Origin of the sequence: Calothrix sp. PCC 7507, assembly GCF_000316575.1 — a bacterium.
Taxonomy (GTDB): Bacteria; Cyanobacteriota; Cyanobacteriia; order Cyanobacteriales; family Nostocaceae; genus Fortiea.
Genome location: NC_019682.1, coordinates 655,600 through 674,135, shown reverse-complemented (window position 1 = coordinate 674,135; position 18,536 = coordinate 655,600). Strand labels below are relative to the sequence as shown.

The 18,536-nt window shown below is 41.0% G+C and carries 15 protein-coding genes; 6 read left to right on the top strand and 9 right to left on the bottom strand.

Annotation, left to right across the window (positions count from 1 at the left end; translation table 11 throughout):
- Nucleotides 1–93: 93 nt before the first annotated feature.
- On the bottom strand, nt 94–525 hold the full coding sequence (locus tag CAL7507_RS03010) for a hypothetical protein (protein ID WP_015126946.1): 432 nt from the start codon (nt 523–525) through the stop codon (nt 94–96).
- A gap of 409 nt (nt 526–934) precedes the next feature.
- On the opposite strand from CAL7507_RS03010, the gene cruF reads away from it, so the two are divergent.
- The gene (gene cruF, locus CAL7507_RS03005; RefSeq protein ID WP_015126945.1) at nt 935–1,852 is read left to right on the top strand and encodes a gamma-carotene 1'-hydroxylase CruF; all 918 of its coding nucleotides are present in this window, start codon (nt 935–937) and stop codon (nt 1,850–1,852) included.
- 105 nt (nt 1,853–1,957) lie between these two features.
- Nucleotides 1,958–3,121 carry a 2'-O-glycosyltransferase CruG gene (cruG, locus tag CAL7507_RS03000; RefSeq protein WP_015126944.1) on the top strand — a complete coding sequence of 388 codons (1,164 nt, stop codon included), beginning with the start codon at nt 1,958–1,960 and terminating at the stop codon, nt 3,119–3,121.
- Between the two features lie 44 nt (nt 3,122–3,165).
- Here the strand turns inward: cruG and rnhA are convergent, their stop codons facing one another.
- The 4 genes from rnhA to CAL7507_RS02980 all read right to left on the bottom strand — a co-directional run bounded on the left by rnhA (nt 3,166) and on the right by CAL7507_RS02980 (nt 9,915).
- Nucleotides 3,166–4,077: a ribonuclease HI gene (gene rnhA, locus CAL7507_RS02995; RefSeq protein WP_015126943.1), complete on the bottom strand. Its 912-nt coding sequence runs from the start codon at nt 4,075–4,077 to the stop codon at nt 3,166–3,168.
- Between the two features lie 32 nt (nt 4,078–4,109).
- The gene (locus CAL7507_RS02990) at nt 4,110–5,453 is read right to left on the bottom strand and encodes a hypothetical protein (protein ID WP_015126942.1); all 1,344 of its coding nucleotides are present in this window, start codon (nt 5,451–5,453) and stop codon (nt 4,110–4,112) included.
- A 213-nt stretch (nt 5,454–5,666) separates the two neighbouring features.
- Nucleotides 5,667–6,086, bottom strand: coding sequence for a hypothetical protein (locus CAL7507_RS02985; RefSeq protein WP_144051285.1), 420 nt, complete (start codon nt 6,084–6,086; stop codon nt 5,667–5,669).
- Nucleotides 6,087–6,390: 304 nt separating this feature from the next.
- On the bottom strand, nt 6,391–9,915 hold the full coding sequence (locus CAL7507_RS02980) for a CHAT domain-containing protein (RefSeq protein ID WP_015126940.1): 3,525 nt from the start codon (nt 9,913–9,915) through the stop codon (nt 6,391–6,393).
- A gap of 364 nt (nt 9,916–10,279) precedes the next feature.
- Between CAL7507_RS02980 and CAL7507_RS02975 the strand changes: the two genes are divergently transcribed.
- Nucleotides 10,280–10,579 carry a hypothetical protein gene (locus tag CAL7507_RS02975; protein ID WP_144051183.1) on the top strand — a complete coding sequence of 100 codons (300 nt, stop codon included), beginning with the start codon at nt 10,280–10,282 and terminating at the stop codon, nt 10,577–10,579.
- Nucleotides 10,580–10,746: 167 nt separating this feature from the next.
- Here the strand turns inward: CAL7507_RS02975 and CAL7507_RS02970 are convergent, their stop codons facing one another.
- From CAL7507_RS02970 to CAL7507_RS02960, 3 genes are all read right to left on the bottom strand, one after another.
- The gene (locus CAL7507_RS02970; protein WP_015126938.1) at nt 10,747–11,982 is read right to left on the bottom strand and encodes a hypothetical protein; all 1,236 of its coding nucleotides are present in this window, start codon (nt 11,980–11,982) and stop codon (nt 10,747–10,749) included.
- 71 nt (nt 11,983–12,053) lie between these two features.
- Complete coding sequence (locus CAL7507_RS02965; RefSeq protein ID WP_015126937.1) at nt 12,054–12,305, bottom strand: hypothetical protein; 252 nt, start codon at nt 12,303–12,305, stop codon at nt 12,054–12,056.
- A 491-nt stretch (nt 12,306–12,796) separates the two neighbouring features.
- A complete protein-coding gene (locus tag CAL7507_RS02960) occupies nt 12,797–14,284 on the bottom strand; it encodes an IS1380 family transposase (RefSeq protein ID WP_015126936.1) in 1,488 nt (495 codons plus the stop codon).
- A gap of 184 nt (nt 14,285–14,468) precedes the next feature.
- Between CAL7507_RS02960 and CAL7507_RS02955 the strand changes: the two genes are divergently transcribed.
- The 3 genes from CAL7507_RS02955 (at nt 14,469) to CAL7507_RS02945 (ending at nt 17,218) form a co-directional block, all read left to right on the top strand.
- Entirely contained in the window at nt 14,469–14,888 is a 420-nt protein-coding gene (locus CAL7507_RS02955) for a hypothetical protein (RefSeq protein WP_015126935.1), read from the top strand.
- A gap of 151 nt (nt 14,889–15,039) precedes the next feature.
- Nucleotides 15,040–16,398, top strand: a complete 1,359-nt coding sequence (locus tag CAL7507_RS30050) for a peptidoglycan-binding protein (RefSeq protein WP_160166305.1) — start codon at nt 15,040–15,042, stop codon at nt 16,396–16,398.
- A 220-nt stretch (nt 16,399–16,618) separates the two neighbouring features.
- Nucleotides 16,619–17,218: a tRNA-(ms[2]io[6]A)-hydroxylase gene (locus CAL7507_RS02945; protein WP_015126933.1), complete on the top strand. Its 600-nt coding sequence runs from the start codon at nt 16,619–16,621 to the stop codon at nt 17,216–17,218.
- Nucleotides 17,219–17,862: 644 nt separating this feature from the next.
- Here CAL7507_RS02945 and CAL7507_RS02940 read toward each other — a convergent pair.
- Nucleotides 17,863–18,258, bottom strand: coding sequence for a VOC family protein (locus CAL7507_RS02940; RefSeq protein ID WP_015126932.1), 396 nt, complete (start codon nt 18,256–18,258; stop codon nt 17,863–17,865).
- Between the last annotated feature and the right edge of the window lie 278 nt (nt 18,259–18,536).

Sequence of the window (18,536 nt, the reverse complement as noted above, 5' to 3'; positions counted from 1 at the left end):
CTCCTGCGGAGACGCTAACGTCTCCGCTCAGGGCGAGGGGTTAAAAGTCATTAATTATTTCTTCTTTGTCTCCTTCATCCCCCTCTGCCCCATTCAGCGAAAAAGTACCATTTGCATGGCTGCACCCAAGGCTAACCCTGTCAAAGAAACGATAGACGTAATCCAAAAAGCTTGTCCTTCTTGCAACCCAGCTGCCTGAAAGTCAATTCTGGCTAATATAGCTGCTGAAATGATGAGCAAGGTATCAAGAAATAACCGAAACCAGGCAAGCATTAAAAAAAACAAAAAAGCTGCTGAAATCGCAAAAATAAATGTCCTGGTATTAGACTCGAACAGGACAAGGGAAAATTCTGTCATCTTTGACCAAGGAATGGTCAAGCTGCCTACCAGAAGCAAAATACCTAATACAAGTACCAGCCAGACAAACCAAGGGGGCTTGGTTTCGGATATTACCCAGCCTAAGGTACTGTAACTAAGCAGTACTAGTGCCAGGGAAACCCAAGGAACTCTTTTCAAGATTGACACGGGTTAATTCCCAGTAGCGGCTGAGGTTATTATTTCATAACTATCTATATAGCGTAACCAAAGACCTGACTGCAATAGAGGTGTGGCTAAGGTTTTGATATTCGTCTTCCGTTAATGCTCTCTAGTATTCTGGGAGTATTTTTATATTTTTAATTCAAGGGTCAGGTTTATGCCCAAGGCGAAGCTAGCGTCAGTTAGATAGATTTTGACTCCAATAGCTTAGACTATATATCATCTTATTATTTTTTAGACTCAATCAATCGGCTGTTATGCTTTTACCAAAAATCTCAGCAAGTTTTCAGGTAATTGCCGCACAAATTAGCACCAAATTAGTTAAATTATGTTCTTAAACATTTGTAAACTGTTAGCAGCCGATTAGCCGCGTGTCACATCTTGCTAAGGAATTATCATGAGACAACTTGTTATTGCGGAACGCGTATGCCTCATTGGTCATATCGTGTCAATGGTGTTTGGATTGGTAGGAATACTACTAGTTGTACCTAATGCCGAAGTAATTTTGAACCTATCTGAGGTTGGACAAACCGCCATGCAGTGGAGTATGGCGGGAGGCGGTGTAGTTTATATGATTTTGGGTGCGGTTGCCGTATTCCTGTATGCTTTAAGGACATTGGGTTTAGGTCGCGCTTTAGCGTTTCTGCTGCCATCGGTATTTATTTCCTTGGGCAGTGAACTCTTGGGAACTAGCACTGGGTTTCCTTTTGGTCACTATAGTTACCTGAGCGGCTTGGGGTATAAAATTGCAGGTTTAGTACCCTTTACGATTCCCTTGTCTTGGTTTTATGTGGGATGCGTTGCTTACCTACTAGCTAGAGCTGGTTTAGAAGTTGACAAAAAACCTAGCTTGTGGCGTCATGTAGGGGCGATCGCTTTGGGTGCGTTGTTACTCACCTCTTGGGATTTTGTACTTGATCCCGCCATGAGCCAAACCTCTCTACCCTTCTGGTATTGGCAGCAACCGGGGCCATTCTTTGGTATGCCCTACCAAAACTTTGTTGGTTGGATGGGTACTGGATCGGTGTTTATGACTGTAGCTGCACTGTTGTGGAGAAACAACCCAATCACAATAGAGCGATCGCAGCTTAAGGTGCCTTTGGTAGTTTATTTAAGCAACTTTGGCTTTGCCACAGTAATGAGCTTGGCTGCAGGCTTTTCTATCCCTGTATTGCTCGGTTTATTACTTGGTGTCGCTCCTGCTGTCACACTCTGGTGGAAAGGTGCAAACGCCAGCACACAAACCCAATTCACCACAGTAGAACCAGTAACTCCAGAAATTTCAGTAGCTAATGTCAAAGTAGCCTTGAAATAGGGAAGGGCGCAGGGAGCAGGGAGCAGGGAGCGGGGAGCGGGGGAGGTAAGAGAGAAATAATTAATGACTCTTGACTCTTGACAAATGACCAATGACAAATGACCAATGACAGACGTTTCGATACTATTACTACTTATCCAGTTACCAGCAACAGCAATTCTGCTTTCACGCTTGGTAAAAGGCCCAAGACGCTATCCCCCCATTCAACCCCAACAACCCACACCAGACCTCTTGGGTACTGTCAGTGTTGTTGTGCCTACACTTAACGAAGCGCTGCGTATTAGCCCCTTGTTAGCTGGCTTAACTTGTCAAAGCTACGAAGTGCGAGAGATTATCGTTGTAGATAGCAAGTCTCGAGATGGTACTCCTGATTTAGTCAAAGCTGCACAGCAAAGAGATCCTCGGTTTCGCCTGCTAACAGATGATCCCCTACCTCCTGGTTGGGTGGGTCGTCCTTGGGCGTTGCATAATGGCTTTTTGCAGAGTGCAGCAGCAAGTCAATGGTTTTTAGGAATGGATGCTGATACTGTACCCGATCCTGGTTTGGTGGCTGGTTTAGTGCAGACAGCCACAACCCAGGGATATGATTTGGTGTCTCTTTCACCCCAATTCGTCCTCAAGTATCCAGGAGAATGTTGGCTACAACCAGCTTTGTTGATGACTCTGCTTTACCGATTTGACCCGGCTGGTATCAATACAGAACAACCAGAAAGGGTGATGGCAAATGGTCAGTGCTTTTTGTGCCGTCGCTCTGTCTTAGCTGCTGTGGATGGTTACAGTAGTGCGAGTAGTTCCTTTTGTGATGATGTCACCTTGGCGCGGTATATTGCCGCCCAAGGGTTTAAGGTGGGCTTTTTAGATGGTGCAAAGGTGTTAAAGGTGCGGATGTATGAAGGTGCTTTAGAGACGTGGAAAGAATGGGGGCGCAGTCTTGACCTGAAAGATGCATCTCCCCGTGGGCAAATTTGGGGAGATTTATGGTTACTCTCAGCAGTTCAGGGTCTACCGTTATTGGTTGTCCTCAGTTACCTTGTCTTTTCTCCTTCTCTTTCCCCCTCTCCCCTGCTCCTCTTACTGGGATTAAATATATTTCTCTTGGTAATTCGCTTTGCTATGCTATTGGCGATCGCACCTTCTTATGATCGCAAAGATGCTAAAGGTGGCTGGTTGTTCTGGCTTTCCCCCTTCGCTGACCCTTTAGCAGTATTACGAATTTTCTTATCTGCATTCCACACTCCCAGAGAGTGGCGGGGAAGGAAATATAGTTAGTCAGTTATCAGTTATCAGTTAGTTCACTGTTCACTGTTGACTGATTACTCGCTTTCCCCTCCAACTTGATCGCCACGTTCTAGTTCCCAGAGAATTTGATTACCTTCACGTCTTACCCGTGAGACTATCCAGTTGCGCCAGCGCCATTGGTCGCCGCGACTGGTGACAGCGCTGGCGTGAACATCCATGAGGTCTGCTAGTTCAGAACTGGTGATTAAGTAGCCTTTGTTGGCGATTTCGTCAGCAATACGCAACGTTTCTACTAAGTTGCGTAGTTGTGTCACCCTCAACTCAGGTGGTTTTTCATCAATTGCAGCGGCAGTAGGTGTGATATGTGACTCCATAATGGTTATATCTGATGCAAGAGTACTGATTTCTTGTTCCTTGTTGTTAATTATTGTAGAGTTAGCGTGAGAATCAGGCACTTTTGCTACATTTATCTCATTTTTTGGTGGTAGAGATGGCTGGGAGTCTAGAGGGGAAGATTGTTGCAGGGATGGGATTTTGCCATTAGCGAAGGCGCGGGCGATCGCATCACAGCGCTCGTTACCTATGTTACCAGAATGACCCCGGACATGTTGCCAGTTTACCGCTAAGTCGCTATTGAGGTCATCCAAAATTTGCAACAGGTCTTGGTTTTGGACAGGATTACCATCAGCCTTTTTCCAGCCTCTTTTTTTCCAGCCTTTCATCCACTGGGTAATGGATTTAATTACATATTCGCTGTCGGTATAAAGGGTGATGGGTTCAGTTTGTCCTGATGCTTGCAGGTATTGGAGAGCAGCGATCGCTGCTTGGATCTCCATTTTATTATTAGTGGTGTGGGAAGCTGCATCGCCCATTTCGTGAATCGAATCATCACTAAAATAGACGACAGTACCCCAACCGCCAGGGCCAGGATTACCTGTGCAAGCGCCATCAGTGTATATGCTTTGGATTTTATGTTGAGTGGACATGGTAAACTAAGCGCATTCTTACACAAAGTAATTTAGCGGCGAAAGATGCGAAGCACTGTATAGGTTAACGCCGCAAAAATCAAGCCTATACCCAAACTCCAAATAAAAACTTCAGTTTGGTAAGTGAGTGGGTGTTTATCTTTAGGGATTTCTGCCAGGATGACAGCAGAAGCGATTTGGCTGGTGGCGAGTCCGATACCGGCGATCGCTATTGTGGTGTTGAGAGTGCGATCGCTTCTGGTTTGTTCTATGTCAATCATACCTTGGATGGTCTTGATGTAATTTTCCATTAAGGTTAAGCCAGGGCTAAAGTAAGCCTGGTCTGTTTCAATCTGTACTAAAAACTTGTCTTTGGCAAATTCACTGAAGATTTGCAAAAAATCCCAATCACTATTAGCATCTAAATCCTTTAGTCTTTGCCAACGTTTCTGATAATTACTAATATTAATATTAATAGTGCGGTGCTGGTCGTCTAGATAGCTTAAGTTATTCGTGTACTTTAATAAAAGCTCCGGCGTATCCTTTAAGATTTTTTGGAGTTTATTAATCTCAAATTGATCATCTTCAACTTTTTTATTTAAAGAGTTTACTTTATCTTGAACTAATTGCGAGGCTTGCTTTAAATTACTTTTGATGATGCGACTTTGAGCGTAAGCCCAAAGGATTTTATTACGATATCGAAAAAGATGGATTAATTCTGAATACAGATTTTTATTAATATCTCTAATTTCATCTATTCTCAGTTGATGGGGAAACAAGCAAATTAAGAGATGATAGCCATCACTAAATTGCTGTGCTTCTGTAGGGAGTCGCCACAATTCAAACACAGTCCCGCCAAAAAACTTTCCTTCTCCTCTATAATCAATCTCCCCATTTTGCTTGGGGTCTAATTTTAATTGTGCATAGCAAGCTTCAGCAGTAGCTATGGGGTCTTGATTATCTGCGGCTAGCTGACCCCAAATTAACCAGCTTTGACCAATTTTACCTTTTAGTTCATTAATTTTCGAGTCTTTCTGTAACTGCTGCAAACAAGTCACAGGTTGAGGCGCATATTTATAATCATTTATATAGTTAGCAGTGCAGTCTACCTGGAGTGCGTAAGTGTCTCCCAGTTGTACAGGATAATAATAGCCATCTAGAGGAGACGGAAACTTCTCTACTTGCTGATTACCTAGTAAAACGATGTCTTCATAATCATCTGCTTCAGCTTGACGTAATGCTTCTAGACGCTGCTTATCTAATTTACCACCATAGATTTTTTGCCAAAACTGTTCACGATTCTGCTCGATTTTTGATTCATTTTGTCCTAAACCTGCTTTCAAGTCATAAAGAAATAAATCGAGAGTTGGGTAAATTAATTCATACTGTTGGCTCATAATTTAGAATACCCAACTATAGGAATCCGATTTGATTGTTGAAATGCACATAACAGCCCTTGCGAATGGAATTCGCGGCTACACAAACTAAGTCCGCCTGCGCGGACTGAGGTATAATTAAGGATCTTAAACCCACGGAGGTGGGTTTTGTCTGTGTAGCCGCGATTTCTAATCGCCTGGATGAATAGTGAATTAGACTTTACAAACATCCTCTTAAAAAAATATTGTTTGGATAATATCTCTGGCTGTTTTGACTGGATTCAAAGCCTGAACGATTTGACGAGCAATTTCTGTGAGTTTATTATGATCGACTTGTTGGTCAAACTCAACGAGTGCTTCTTCAACTTCCCTAGAACTGTTGTCAATTTCTGTATTTAGTGGGTTGGACACAAGCTCAGGTATACTATCAATACCTTTACTACGGGTTTGAGCGATCGCACTCAAAGCATCCCACACTTGCTTGTATGATTTTGCTAGGGGAGGATAACTGTGAGCGATCGCATCCAGTTTACCAATATCCGCAGGTATTTTGATTGTCTTTAGCTGTGCTTGGATATCATCCGGTAACGGTGCGTCAAGCTGATATAGCCCCAAAATAAAGGCTTTCAGTTCAGAAGCTTCTATTGGTTGCATGATGAAAAGATACCAGTAATTCAATACATAAATTTGACGTAGTGGCGTGACAAGACTAGAATGTTGCATTAATTCAATCAAATGAACCACCCATAAAAGACATTCTCATTGAGTTGCTCTCGTAGGGGCACGGCATCCTAAATCTTTTCGGCAAGCCGATAATCTTACTAGTGCCGTGCCCGTACAATGTATTTTTGGTTAACGCACAAATTTAGGCTTGACACGCCAGTAGGTGTGTTATGCCGTAGGCTAACGCACCTTTCATTGTTTTTTGACGGTGCGTTGTGCTGCGCGACAACACACCCTACATTGGAAAGATACCAGTAATCGTAAAAGCTGACCAGAAATAAGGGTGATTATAGGGTTGTTTACTGGGTTCTGATTGATTCTTAAGATTATCTAAATGGCGTGACAAAAAACGGCGAACTAAATCCTCATCGGCTGGGAGTTTGTCGATTTCCCCCGCATACCATGCTGCTAATTGTGCATTGTTGACATTCCGCAACCATTGAGTCGCACCAGCTAAAGCCACCGCCTCTGATTTACCTTGTTGCAGCAAATTGTAGAATTGCATCATCATCAAAGCACTAGCTTCTGATTCCACAGTCCACAGCGTACTGACAACATGAGCCACACCGCAACTCATAAAGCCACTGACAAGTCCCACATATTCATTTGTGATAGTGTGATTACCTGTAATTGCGGTTTCGCAAGCCGCCAAGCTGACGAGTTGATAGCTACTTAAATCAAAATTGCGGATATCCACGAGAGTGAGTTTATCTTCTCCCGCCAACGCCAAGTGAGATAACGCCGGATTGTGGAAGTTGTATATACCATGTCCTGTAAAGTGAAAAATATTGTAGCCTTGGCGCAAAGCATTAATAACTGCTGCTTTCGTAGCTTCCTCAGAACGCTGACGGGTGGGATTGGGAAACATCCGGCTGATGGCTTGCGATTCAATTTGAGCAAACTCCAGCGAGGGATAACCGCTACTGGTGGGATGTTCAATGCTGAGTAGCTTATCTAACTTATTACCTTGTGGTTTAAAGCTAGAGGAAATCAACCCAATTTGGACGCTAGGCAAATAACTGATGGTGAATTCCGGTGGAAACAGTTCATGTAGCGGTAATCTGTGTAAATCGCGGTGAGGAATCAGAATCAGTTGCGTGATGTCGGGAATGTGGGAAACAATAGTGTTGATATCGAGAATATTACTCAAACTATGTAACATTTCCGGCAAATTGTCGCGCCACGTTCCGGCTACTTCACCTTTCTTACCTTGGCGATAATCAGCGTATTGTTCATTCCACTTTTTCAGCCAGTCTTCAAAATCCCGCAAACGTTGCGGCTGATTGAGAACCCCGGTTTCTCCCAATGCAATAGGTTCTGGGGTGTCGTGTTTGAGGATAAAAGTGTGTAGAGCGTAAGGGCTAAGATGCCAGTAGACAATAGCAGTTGTAGGATTTAGCAGTTGTTGCATCTGTGAATAACTGGGTGAGGAAATCTCATCACTCCACCCATCCAAAAGCCAACTCAAGCAGGCATTTTTCCCCTGTTCTGCTAATTCAACTGCTTGTAATAAATTGCCAGATTGCACAGCTAAATCAACAGTCAACTGCTGCAGCCATGCAAATTTAAAAGCCAGTTGTTTTTTACTTTTATCAGGGCGATTTGGTTCATTTAATAAACATAGTAATAAATCTGTACCCCATCGCTTGAGTTCTTCAGCCTTAGCGGTTTCTCCTAAATCCGAATGGACACGAATTAAATTTTGCAAAACTTCCAGATGCAACTCAGGAAAATCTACTTCTGTGAGAGTTTTTAGTGCTTCATTGTAACTGGTAACAGCTTTGTGCCAATAGCTTCGAGGATGAGAATCTGCTCGTCCTCGGAAATAGTAAGCCTTACCAATTGCTTGATGTAATTCTCCCCAACCTTGCGGATGGGTGTCTTGGTGACAATACTTTAACCCTTCCTCATAGCTTGCCAATTCTCCCTCATAGCCGCGCTGGTTAAGTTGCGGATTTTGTCTAGCAATGGAACTAGAAAAAGCCAATAACTGATTAAAATTAATTGAGTTCCTAGCAGCTATACCCCGGTTATTCCAAGCTTGCTGGATATCTGGTTGAATTGCTAGTGCTTTATCGTAGGATAGAATTGCCTCTTCATAACGTCCTAAATTCAATAGCGCAATCCCCCGGTTGTACAAAGCTGGGTGAAAATCAGGTTGAATTTCTAGTGCCTTATCACAAGATAGAATCGCCTCTTCATAGCGTCCTAAATTCAATAGCGTATTCCCCCGATTGTTCCAAGCTAGGTGAAAATTAGGTTGAATTTCTATGGCTTTATCGTAAGATAAAATCGCTTCTTCATGGCATCCTAAATTCCCCAGCGCAAACCCTCGGTTATTCCAAGCATAGTGAAAATCAGGTTGTATTTCCAAGGCTTTGCTGGAGGATAGAATCGCCTCTTCATAGCGTCCTAAATTCCCCAGCGCGATTCCCCGGTTGTCCCAAACTTGGTGGTAGTCAGGTTGAATTTCTAATGCTTTATCGTAGGATAAAATTGCTTCTTCATAGCATCCTAAATTCCTTAGTGCAGTTCCCCGATTGTCCCAAGCCTGATGGAAATTAGGTTCAATTTCTAGGGCTTTATTTGAGGATGTAAGCGCCTCTTCATAGCGTCCTAAATTCACTAGCGCATTCCCTCGGTTGAACCAAGCTAGATGGTCATTAGGTTGAATTGCTAGTGCTTTGTCACACGATAGAATCGCTTCTTCATCTCGTCCCAAACTAGTTAGTGTCACACCGCGAGCATTCCAGCCAGAATAGCAGCTAGAGTCAAGTTGTTGGGCTTTGTCATAGCTGATTAGCGCTTTCTCATACTCGCCTAATTTATCAAGCATATTTCCCTTGTTATGCCAAGCTTCATGGTTGTCAGGGTCGATTTTTATAGCTTGGTCAAATGATGCAATAGCATCTTCATATCTCTTTAAATGATCTAATGCTGCACCTTTTCTATTCCAAGCTGCATAATAATCAGGTTGAATTGCCAGCACTTTGTCGAAGGACGCGATCGCCTCTTCATTGCGTTTTAAATTCGATAACGCATACCCCCGCAAGTACCAAGCTTCGTAGTAGCCAGGTTTAATTTCGAGTGCTTTGTCATAGGATGAGATCGCTCCTTCAAAATCCCCAATCATTGTTTGCTTAACACCCAGATCAAACCACGTAGTTGGGATATTTTCAATTTCTTGAGCTATATTATTTATCTGATACGTTAATGCTGGAAAATTTGTTTTTACTTCTGGAATTGTTGTAATTCCCAAATTCTGGATAAATGGGTGGACAACATTATTATTATTTTGCAAAAGTGTAAACAATTTAGCTACTTCTGGTAGTACTTGTAGTTCTAATTCCCCTCCTTCCTCCGAGTCTGCGCCTCTGCGGTTCGTTAATTGCTTCCCAATATCACGCGCCACATCACCCAATTCCCCAACGCCCAACTCCCCAAAGCGCACCAGCCGCGCTGCTAACTCATCATTCGCTGCGGTTGATGCTAACAATCTTTCGCCAAAGCCACGCAACCACTCTACTAAATTTCCTTCATTGATGCGCTTTGCAGCCAAGAAACCTTTTACCCCTCCTCTCCCCAAGCCATCATTAACCTCTGCCAACAATTGGAGGAATAAAGATTCATACTCAATATCCGTCAATTGTTTAATTATTTCTACTGTCTTCTGTTCTCTTAATGGCGGAGAAACAGTCCGCTTGCTGCGAAATAAGCGCTGAATAAACCGTTTGAGCCATTGCCAAAGACGCTTAAGCATCTGCCGCAACCTTGTATCGCTTTTATCACATATCTTACCTTAGGAAACCTAGGTGATTTCTAAAAAAATTTTGCCGATGTAAAAGGGTGAAAGGTTGTTCATACGTGTGAACTTAAGATGTAATCCATATCCCGCAAGGAACTTCAGTTCCTTGCTCATAGCAAAAGTCATCTGAAGATGACTAAATATCTCTCAAAATTTTGAGTCTACTTAAGTAGACTTGAGCTATACTACAAACGGATAAAAGCTGAACTTTGTCATACTGAGCGTAATGCAGTGAAGCGAGGTATCTTGGAGACTGTTTCCTTTGATCAGAATGATAGTTCTAAACTATTCGCATAAAAGATCCAGAAAAACCAGAAATATGAAATGGTGCGTTTTTTTTGCTATGTCGTTTCTAGAAGAAGTTGACCGATTGATTGATAATCTTGCTGAACAAGAAAAAGTTATATTACTAACCAAAAAGTTCCGGGAGATGCCTTTGGAAATTAGATATCAACTGTTTCAGGAATTGAGAAGTCCTGGATTGATGGAGTTTGTAGGCTCAGATATTTGCCTGGACGATATTGTTCTCCAAATTCAAACTGACCAGAATATTGATATTTCCTCAGTTTTAGAATTGCTTGTGGAACACCATCGCCAGAAAAAAAACCAAGGCAACTGATTGTTACTAACTTTGAGCTAATTGTTCTATAGGAATCGGGTTTGATTATTGAAAAAATCTCCTGATCTGTAGGGTGGGCAATGCCCACTGACACAAACATAGGAGTTTTAGGTAATGGTGGGCACTGCCTAGGGTGTTGACTCTGTGCCTTTTTTCGGGGTAAAAGTTCATACAGTTTTTGTGTCTTCATAATCAGCCGAAAATAACATTTTTCGTTTTGAGAGTGTAGATTGACCAAAAACTTCATCTAGCCATGCTTCAACCGAAGTAAAACTAATTGTTGAGAGTGCATTTTTAACAACAGCAGTGGTTAGATCGATAGTAGATAAACAGATGGTTAGTAACATCTGACCCATCTCTTTAAATGGACAGCGTGCAGAAAAATGCTTATATTTTCCAAACAATGATTCAATGACATCAGAAGTAGCTAAAAAAGTACCATGTCCTGTGATTTTGTTACATTGAACAGCCAAGTAATCAAAAATATTCTGTTGAAAATCAGAGAGACAATTATCAAGAAATATAGATTGATTCTGCTGAAAATAGTCCAGAGATTGATGACTAAGTCCTGATTGTTTTAGTTGGGCTTCAACCCGGCGTGTTAATGACACCATTTGATGCCACTTCATTACGTCTAATTCATAATCAGCTAACCATCCTAATTTATCTCTTATTTTCTGAGTAATCATCAAAGGCTCGGCATCTGGCATTAATTTTAAGAGAGTTTCTGTCGGGGCATTTAACAGATGGATTGCCCAATCTGTCAAGATTTCCACATTAAAATAACGACACTGAGAACGTTGGGAAGGAGGAGATATAAAAGATAATTCTGTCTGTTGTAGTTTTTGCCTCGAAATATTACACTTTTGAATAAATGACTGATATCTATCATCCGTATCTAACTGACATTTCAAAAGCAAAGCCATTGCATGAGTTACATCATGAGTGTAAATTAATTCCGGATATTTTTGTTGATATAGCTTGATTCCACGAGCCAAGTCGCTACCATTGTCCGCAACTATTTGCACTGGCACACCCACTCTTTTACTTATTTTATCTAGCTGGTGTTCTATGAGTTCTCCTCTGGTAGAATCCATAATTTCTAATCCGAGAATTTCCACATCTTTGTGTGACACTCCTCTTTTTTTATCAATCACATTTGACTGAAGATTCTGCTGTGAAATTCCTAAAACCACTAAAGCTTTTTGTTTCCCTAATTCCACAGTTAAATCGACAATAAATATCCAATCATCTCGATATTCTTTTTCCCTTTTTAACTCATATATCCCGATTCTTCCTAACCATTTTCTGATACATGTGAAAGTAGGATTTGTCTGGGATTCCGAATTGTTAAATAACTCAAATACTTTCTCCGCTCCTCTAAGACTTATACCGCATTTCATCAAAAGTTCTAATGATTGCTGAATTGTTTTCGCGTCATAATGGTGACCTTTGATATTTAATTCTGTAGTCTCTATGTTTTCTCCTTCGGCTGACCAATCTTCTTTTTTTCTGATGACCCTCCTTCAATATTTTGTGATTTCAGTTTTGACTCTGCTGCCAGCGCACGGTTTTTCCATTCTTCCCTTGAATCTAATAAATCTCTCACCTTTATTTCTAATGCCCTAATCTTTTTATGTCTCAATAGAGCTTTTTCTTTCCAGTTATCTCGACCTTTTTCAAATAACCTTGCTAATCTACTAACTGGGCTTTTGAACTCTTGCATTGGTTTTGACTCTGCTAGATATCAACGACATTATTATTGTATGAAATAATTTCGCCTAAAAACCAACAAAGTCAACACCCTAGGCACTGCCCACCCTACAAAAAATGGATTATTGCAACTGGTGCAAGATGTAAGCCACCCTACGTGTATTTCAGAAATCAAATACTAATCCTATAAGTGTCTTGTCATAGACATCACTTGCTTTGGGTAAATACTTATACCCGGATTTCTCACAAGTTAGAAAAAATCATTGGCATTAGCAAAATTTAGGATAATTTAATTGATACATCATCAAATTGGATTCTAAAACAGGATACAGCAGTATTAAGACTTAACCTATAAGAATAAATGCATACAATATAAATCTTAAATACTGAGGCAATAACTCTTTAAACATAACAATAAACATAGTAAAACTAGGGTTGAATCCAGTAAAACAACCCAAATTTTAAGCTAATAATTATAAAATTATAATTCCAACTAAGAGAAAATTAACCAGGGCATTTTAGCCGAGATAAATAATTATAAGCTGTTGCGAAAATCTCTTTGTAGGGGTAAGCATTACTAATTGCAATCAAAACCCGTCGGCGACTAACAGTAATAATTGCTCCTAATTTCAATAACTTTGTACGGATAGTTCCAACTTGAGCATTTTGGAGTTCGGTTTTTGCCAAACATTTCTCTCGGAGGGCATTCATCAAAATATAAGCTATGGAAGTAAACCACAGACGTAATTGATTACCAGCAAATGTATGAGTACTAGTTCTGTCACTTTTTAATTCTAATTTTTGTTCCTTGAAACAATTCTCTATATTGCCTCGTGGACAATATTTTTGAGTATAAAGCCGTCCTGGCGGTACTTTTTTACTAGGGAGTGAAGTCACGACAAAGCGAGTATTTACTCCTTCATTGCTATATTCAATTTTTGAGACAACGCGGCGATTACGGCTCCAACTTAAGAAAGTTTTATAATCGAGAGAACAATACCAAACTGAGCTATCAACCAATGCTGTTGCTTGTTTTTTTAAGTCATCTGACGGAGTAAATAAGGTTTCAAAAAACTCTACTACGGTTTCAATTTTTTGCGAGTATTCCAGAAAAGCTCGGTATTTAGTTGATTGAGACAGTTGAATTAGCCGACTGTTTTGTGCCAATCCAAACACATAATCTACTCCGATTTGAGATTCGCACCAACTCATAATATCTTCTCTCGAATATGCACTATCTCCACGCACAAGAATTTTCACATTACTCCAACGTTCACGTATTAGTTTAATTACTCGTTGTAATTCTGGCAATGCCTCTTCTGCCGGATCTACATTTGAAGCACGTAGTTTTGAGGCTAATAAATGTTTCCCACAGAAAATATATAGGGGAGCATAGCAATACCCTTTATAGTAAGGGTTAAAGAAAGATTTTTCTTGATTACCGTGTACTAAGTCATCAGTAACATCCAAGTCTAAAACTATTTGTCGTGGTGGTTTCTGAAAGGATTCTAAAAATATTTCAACCAGCAGTTTTTCTATTGCTTCTGCATCATGCTCAATTCGATGATATCGACTCTCGGCTCTATTTGAAACATCTTCTGGACAGTGTTCAAGACGATTTAAGGTACTTTTTCCGGCCATTTTAACTGGTTCTTGTCCCGAAGTAATGGATTTTCCAACGGAGAGCGCAAACATCACATCATGACGTAAAGTTTCATGGTCATTGATGTCTTCATAACCCATTACTAAACCATATACTCTCTGTGCAATTAAACTACTGACCGAATGTTCAATTCGATTTTGTTCTCGGTAATCTTTAAAACATCCTGCTAGCCGTGATGTTATCTCCCTTTTTCGGTCTAGCTCCGCAATTAAAGTTACTCCGGCATCTGATGTTACAGTCTCACCGTTGAAATTAACTACGACTGGACATGACTTTACTGATTCAAATTGGAACTGTTCCGGTATACAACCTGTTTTATTGGGGGTCATGCTTAAAACTGCTGGAATTCATGTGCAATAGATATTTTGGCAGTTTTCGACCCCTATTTTTTTCGGCTTGTGAGAAATCCGGGTTCTGTTCAACAGAGAATCACACAATCTAGAAAAAGATTCTTATTCATAAGTTGAACTCGTGTATTAAGGTTGAAAAAAATCACAAATTCAGGAGTTAATTATGACAGATCAAAATACTGTTGCCACAAACAAATCATCCATTAAAAAAGCAATGATAAAAAACTTATCACTTGCTATAACTGGTGCAACATTATTGGTAACTAGTTCTGCTATTTTTTCTCGACCTGCCTTGGCGGATCGGTCAACTTGTGTACAAAATATAGCGAGAGGAGCTTACCAGCAAGCAGGAGGACGTCGGAATGTAATGGTTTTTAACTTGAACCAATCATATAGTCATGGACTAGTAGGTGATGATTTTAGAAGAGCCACCTGTGACGGTATTCCATTTGGTGTTTGGACTTTTAGCAGTGGTACATTCACCAATCGCGGTGATGGTGGATATATTAACTGGACTTTTATCGGTAACTTTAGAAGAACTGGTCATCAGGGTGGAACAGTGGTATTTAGTCCAATCAGATAAAGTTAGCAGGGTGTATCAGTACGCATAAATTCTTGGTATTTCCAGGTTTATCTCAGTGACGCACTCTTGTATATTTTTTTAAGGTATTAATCAAAATTTTTGGTTAATACCTCTAATGAAAATCAAGGTTATCTTTACCAAAGAAAATTTTATGAGTTGGCAAGAATTTATTGAAGCTGTAGCACAAACAGATATTGAATTTCCACAATTGGCAACAGTCTGTCTCGCGCAAGCAATTCTGGAAAGTGGACGAGGGAGTACTAATTTAGCAAAACTACATCATAATTACCACGGGCTGAAATGGCGTGAAGAAATGAACGGCATTGCTAAGTCTGTCTACTATCAGACAACCAGTGAGCCTACCGGTGGAGATAATTTTTGTAAGTTTGCGAATTCAGTAGATGCGGTGCGTGGCTATTGGAATTTTCTTGAGCGATCGCCCTACAAAGGATGGCGTGATCATGTAAGCAGCGCCGCAGATTTTCTGGCCTTCATCTGCCCCATTTGGTGCCCTCCTGGCTATACAAACACATGGAAGACTCAACATGGAGGGTTGGTCTACCATGAGTACATCATGCAAAAGCTATACAATGAAGCCCAGGAACTTCTTGAACAAGCACGTCAAACCCAGTATCAAGAACTCAAGCAAGGAGATAGAGGTGAAGCTGTTAAGCTTTTGCAACGGGAACTTAACGAACATCTAGACGCTGGACTGAAAGTTGATGGTATTTTTGGCTCTATGACTAAACAAGCAGTCATTGCAGTTGAAAAGCAGTTTAGTATGACAGCCGATGGTATTGCTGATATTGATGTCTGGAAAGCACTACAAACACTAAAACCTTTACCAAAACCTGAAGGTGAGCCAGGAGCTAAAAAACTGTGGATACCATTTGCACAACACCCGTTTGATATCTCCACAAAGTGGACTTATGAACAGGGATATCCACGCGGTGCGGTAGTTCACTTCACGGCAGGACGTGATAATCCAATCGGTACTTTAAAATATCTTGGTGAACTGGGTTTCCCATGTCTAATGATGGGTCGTGATGGTGTCATTTACCAAGCCTTTCCGTTAAATAAAGGCGGATCTCACAGTGGAACCTTTCACCACAAATACAGCGTTGGGATTGAGATAGTTGCAGCTGGACGTTGTGAACCTGAGACAGTTAATGGCCAGCGCAAGTTTAAAGCTTGGTTTCATAAATTTCCCAGTGAATATTTCGATGAATCAGAAATGCGCTATGTCGAACGCAATGGTTCTCGACGGGAAGGATGGTATCACAAGTACACCCTGGCTCAGGAAGAATCACTAATTAAACTACTGTTATGGCTCAAGTCACAAGCACCTGACATATTTTCCTTTGATGATGTCAAAGGGCATGATGAATGCTGTGATGAAGGTGGAAAACCTGGAAATAAAAATGATCCTGGTGGTGCTTTATCCATGACTATGCCTGAATTCCGGGCTTTGCTGAAGCGAAAATATACTGAATTATTGCAAGTTTCATAAACAGTAGTTGTCAACTACCAAAATCACACACTCAAAAGCAAAATTATGATGAATATCAAATCTGATTCGCACAGCCTCAGTCTACTCCTGTTGCTAATAGAGGAAGTTTTCAAGATATGATCTAGCCGCAACAATCTCATGCGCGATCGCCCAATCCAGTATTAAAATCAATGTGCTGGGATACTCAGCAAAATTGCCAAATCCGGAGTTCTGTCACGCTGTGCTTACTTCTGCCTTACCAACTATCAACGCCCTCAAACAACCCACAAGCAATGCCTGGGTGGAACAGGTGATCGCTAACTTAGACATGATTTTACTCGATCATTCCCACTGCGAACGCAAAGCAGCTGGCGTGGCATTGAATTTTATGTTTCGCTACCCTTCTAATACCAAAATGGTTAGGGAATTAACAGCGATCGCCCGTGAAGAACTAGAACACTTTGAGCTAGTCAACCAGTGGCTAGAACGCCGACATATCGCCCTTGCTCCCCTACCACCGCCTCCCTATGGAGCTGGTTTAAAAGCTCAAGTTCGGTCTAAAGAACCCGAAAAATTTCTGGATTCTTTACTCGTCACCGGTTTAATTGAGGCTCGTAGTCATGAAAGACTGGGGCTATTGGCAATACATTGTCCTGAACCAGAATTAGCAAAATTTTATCGTGGTTTAATGGCATCGGAAGCCCGACATTTCGGTACTTATTGGGTTTTGGCTGATACTTATTTTGACCGTGATCTTGTCATGCAACGGCTTGATGAATTAGCAATAGTCGAAAGTGAACTGCTAGCAAATTTGCATCCAGAGCCAAGAATTCATAGTTAGTAACCCGCATTGTATAGGAATCCGATTTGATTATTGAACGTATTTGCGTAGTCAGGCAATAGGCAATAGGCAATGGGTAAGAAGTGAGGCAGAGATGTACTGAGTTTTTTCAGAAATCAAATAGGAGTCCTATATATGGGATTCATACTTGAATATTGAAATACATAATAGGTAGGGCTATGCCTAGTACGCCACGGCGTAAATCAAGCTACCATTCTAAAACCACAAAAAGCCTACAGTATATACTTCTTACTTTCATACTTCTTCTTCGGAGACGCTTCGCGTAGCTTGCTTCCCCGCAGGGGTAGATACTTCATACTTCAGCCTTCTTGTACTAGTAGTCTGTCAGGGTTGAAATGAGGGACTGTAGTGTGAGCGTCTCGCTCACGCGGGCTTTTCGGCCCGCACTACCAAAAACCCCTCAAAACAAAATTGACAAACCACTAGTACAGTGCGGCGGAAATAAGCAGACCATTCTCAATCGCTAAAAAGCTTACTCCATATTACTTTTGACTTTTGACTTTTGACTTTTGACTTTTGACTTCCGCCTTGCGGTACTAGGCTGTTGACTTTGATGGAATTTCCCGGTTTTTGGTTCATGCTATTTCTGTGTCCGTGTAAAGTCTCCTGGTCGATCTACTTAATTATTTGAGTGCATACTCTGGATTATATTCAACTAACTCAATTTCGTTATTATCTGGGTCATTGACATAAATTCTGTGCTGGGTTTCTGGCGCTGTCATTATGTAATATCCTATGCCTCCAGCATCCAGCAATTTTTGTATGGCTTTCCCATCTTTAATCACAAAACCAACGTGATTAATACCGATATTTTCGTAGGCTTGATGTACTCGCTTTTGACCAGTGTGGTCATTCAAAGCTAGATAAAATTGGTTATTCCCAAAATGTATCCAGCGACTACCATTAAATTCACCTTCAGCACGCACGTACCAATCAGGAAAAAGAGTTTGGTAAAACTTTTTGCTTGCATCTATATCGTTGCAAGAAAGGTTGATATGTTCAAAGCGAATCAAGTTCATATTTCGCTCCTTGTGGTGTGAAAAAATAAAATAGGCAATAGGGGAATTTCCATAATTAACATTAGGCTTCCGCCTTCTGGCTGCTGAGTTCTGAATTCTTCTTTATAAAACTGGTAAGACACCAATAACTTTTAGCCTGTCTTGCGATCGCACCAATAACCAGGCTTTCTATTTTTGGGATGATGAATTTAATTTACTAAGCTAATCATAGTCGAAATGATTATGAGTTGTCAACATTTCATAAAAATTGCAGGCGTGCTTTGCCTGCAAGTGTTCCA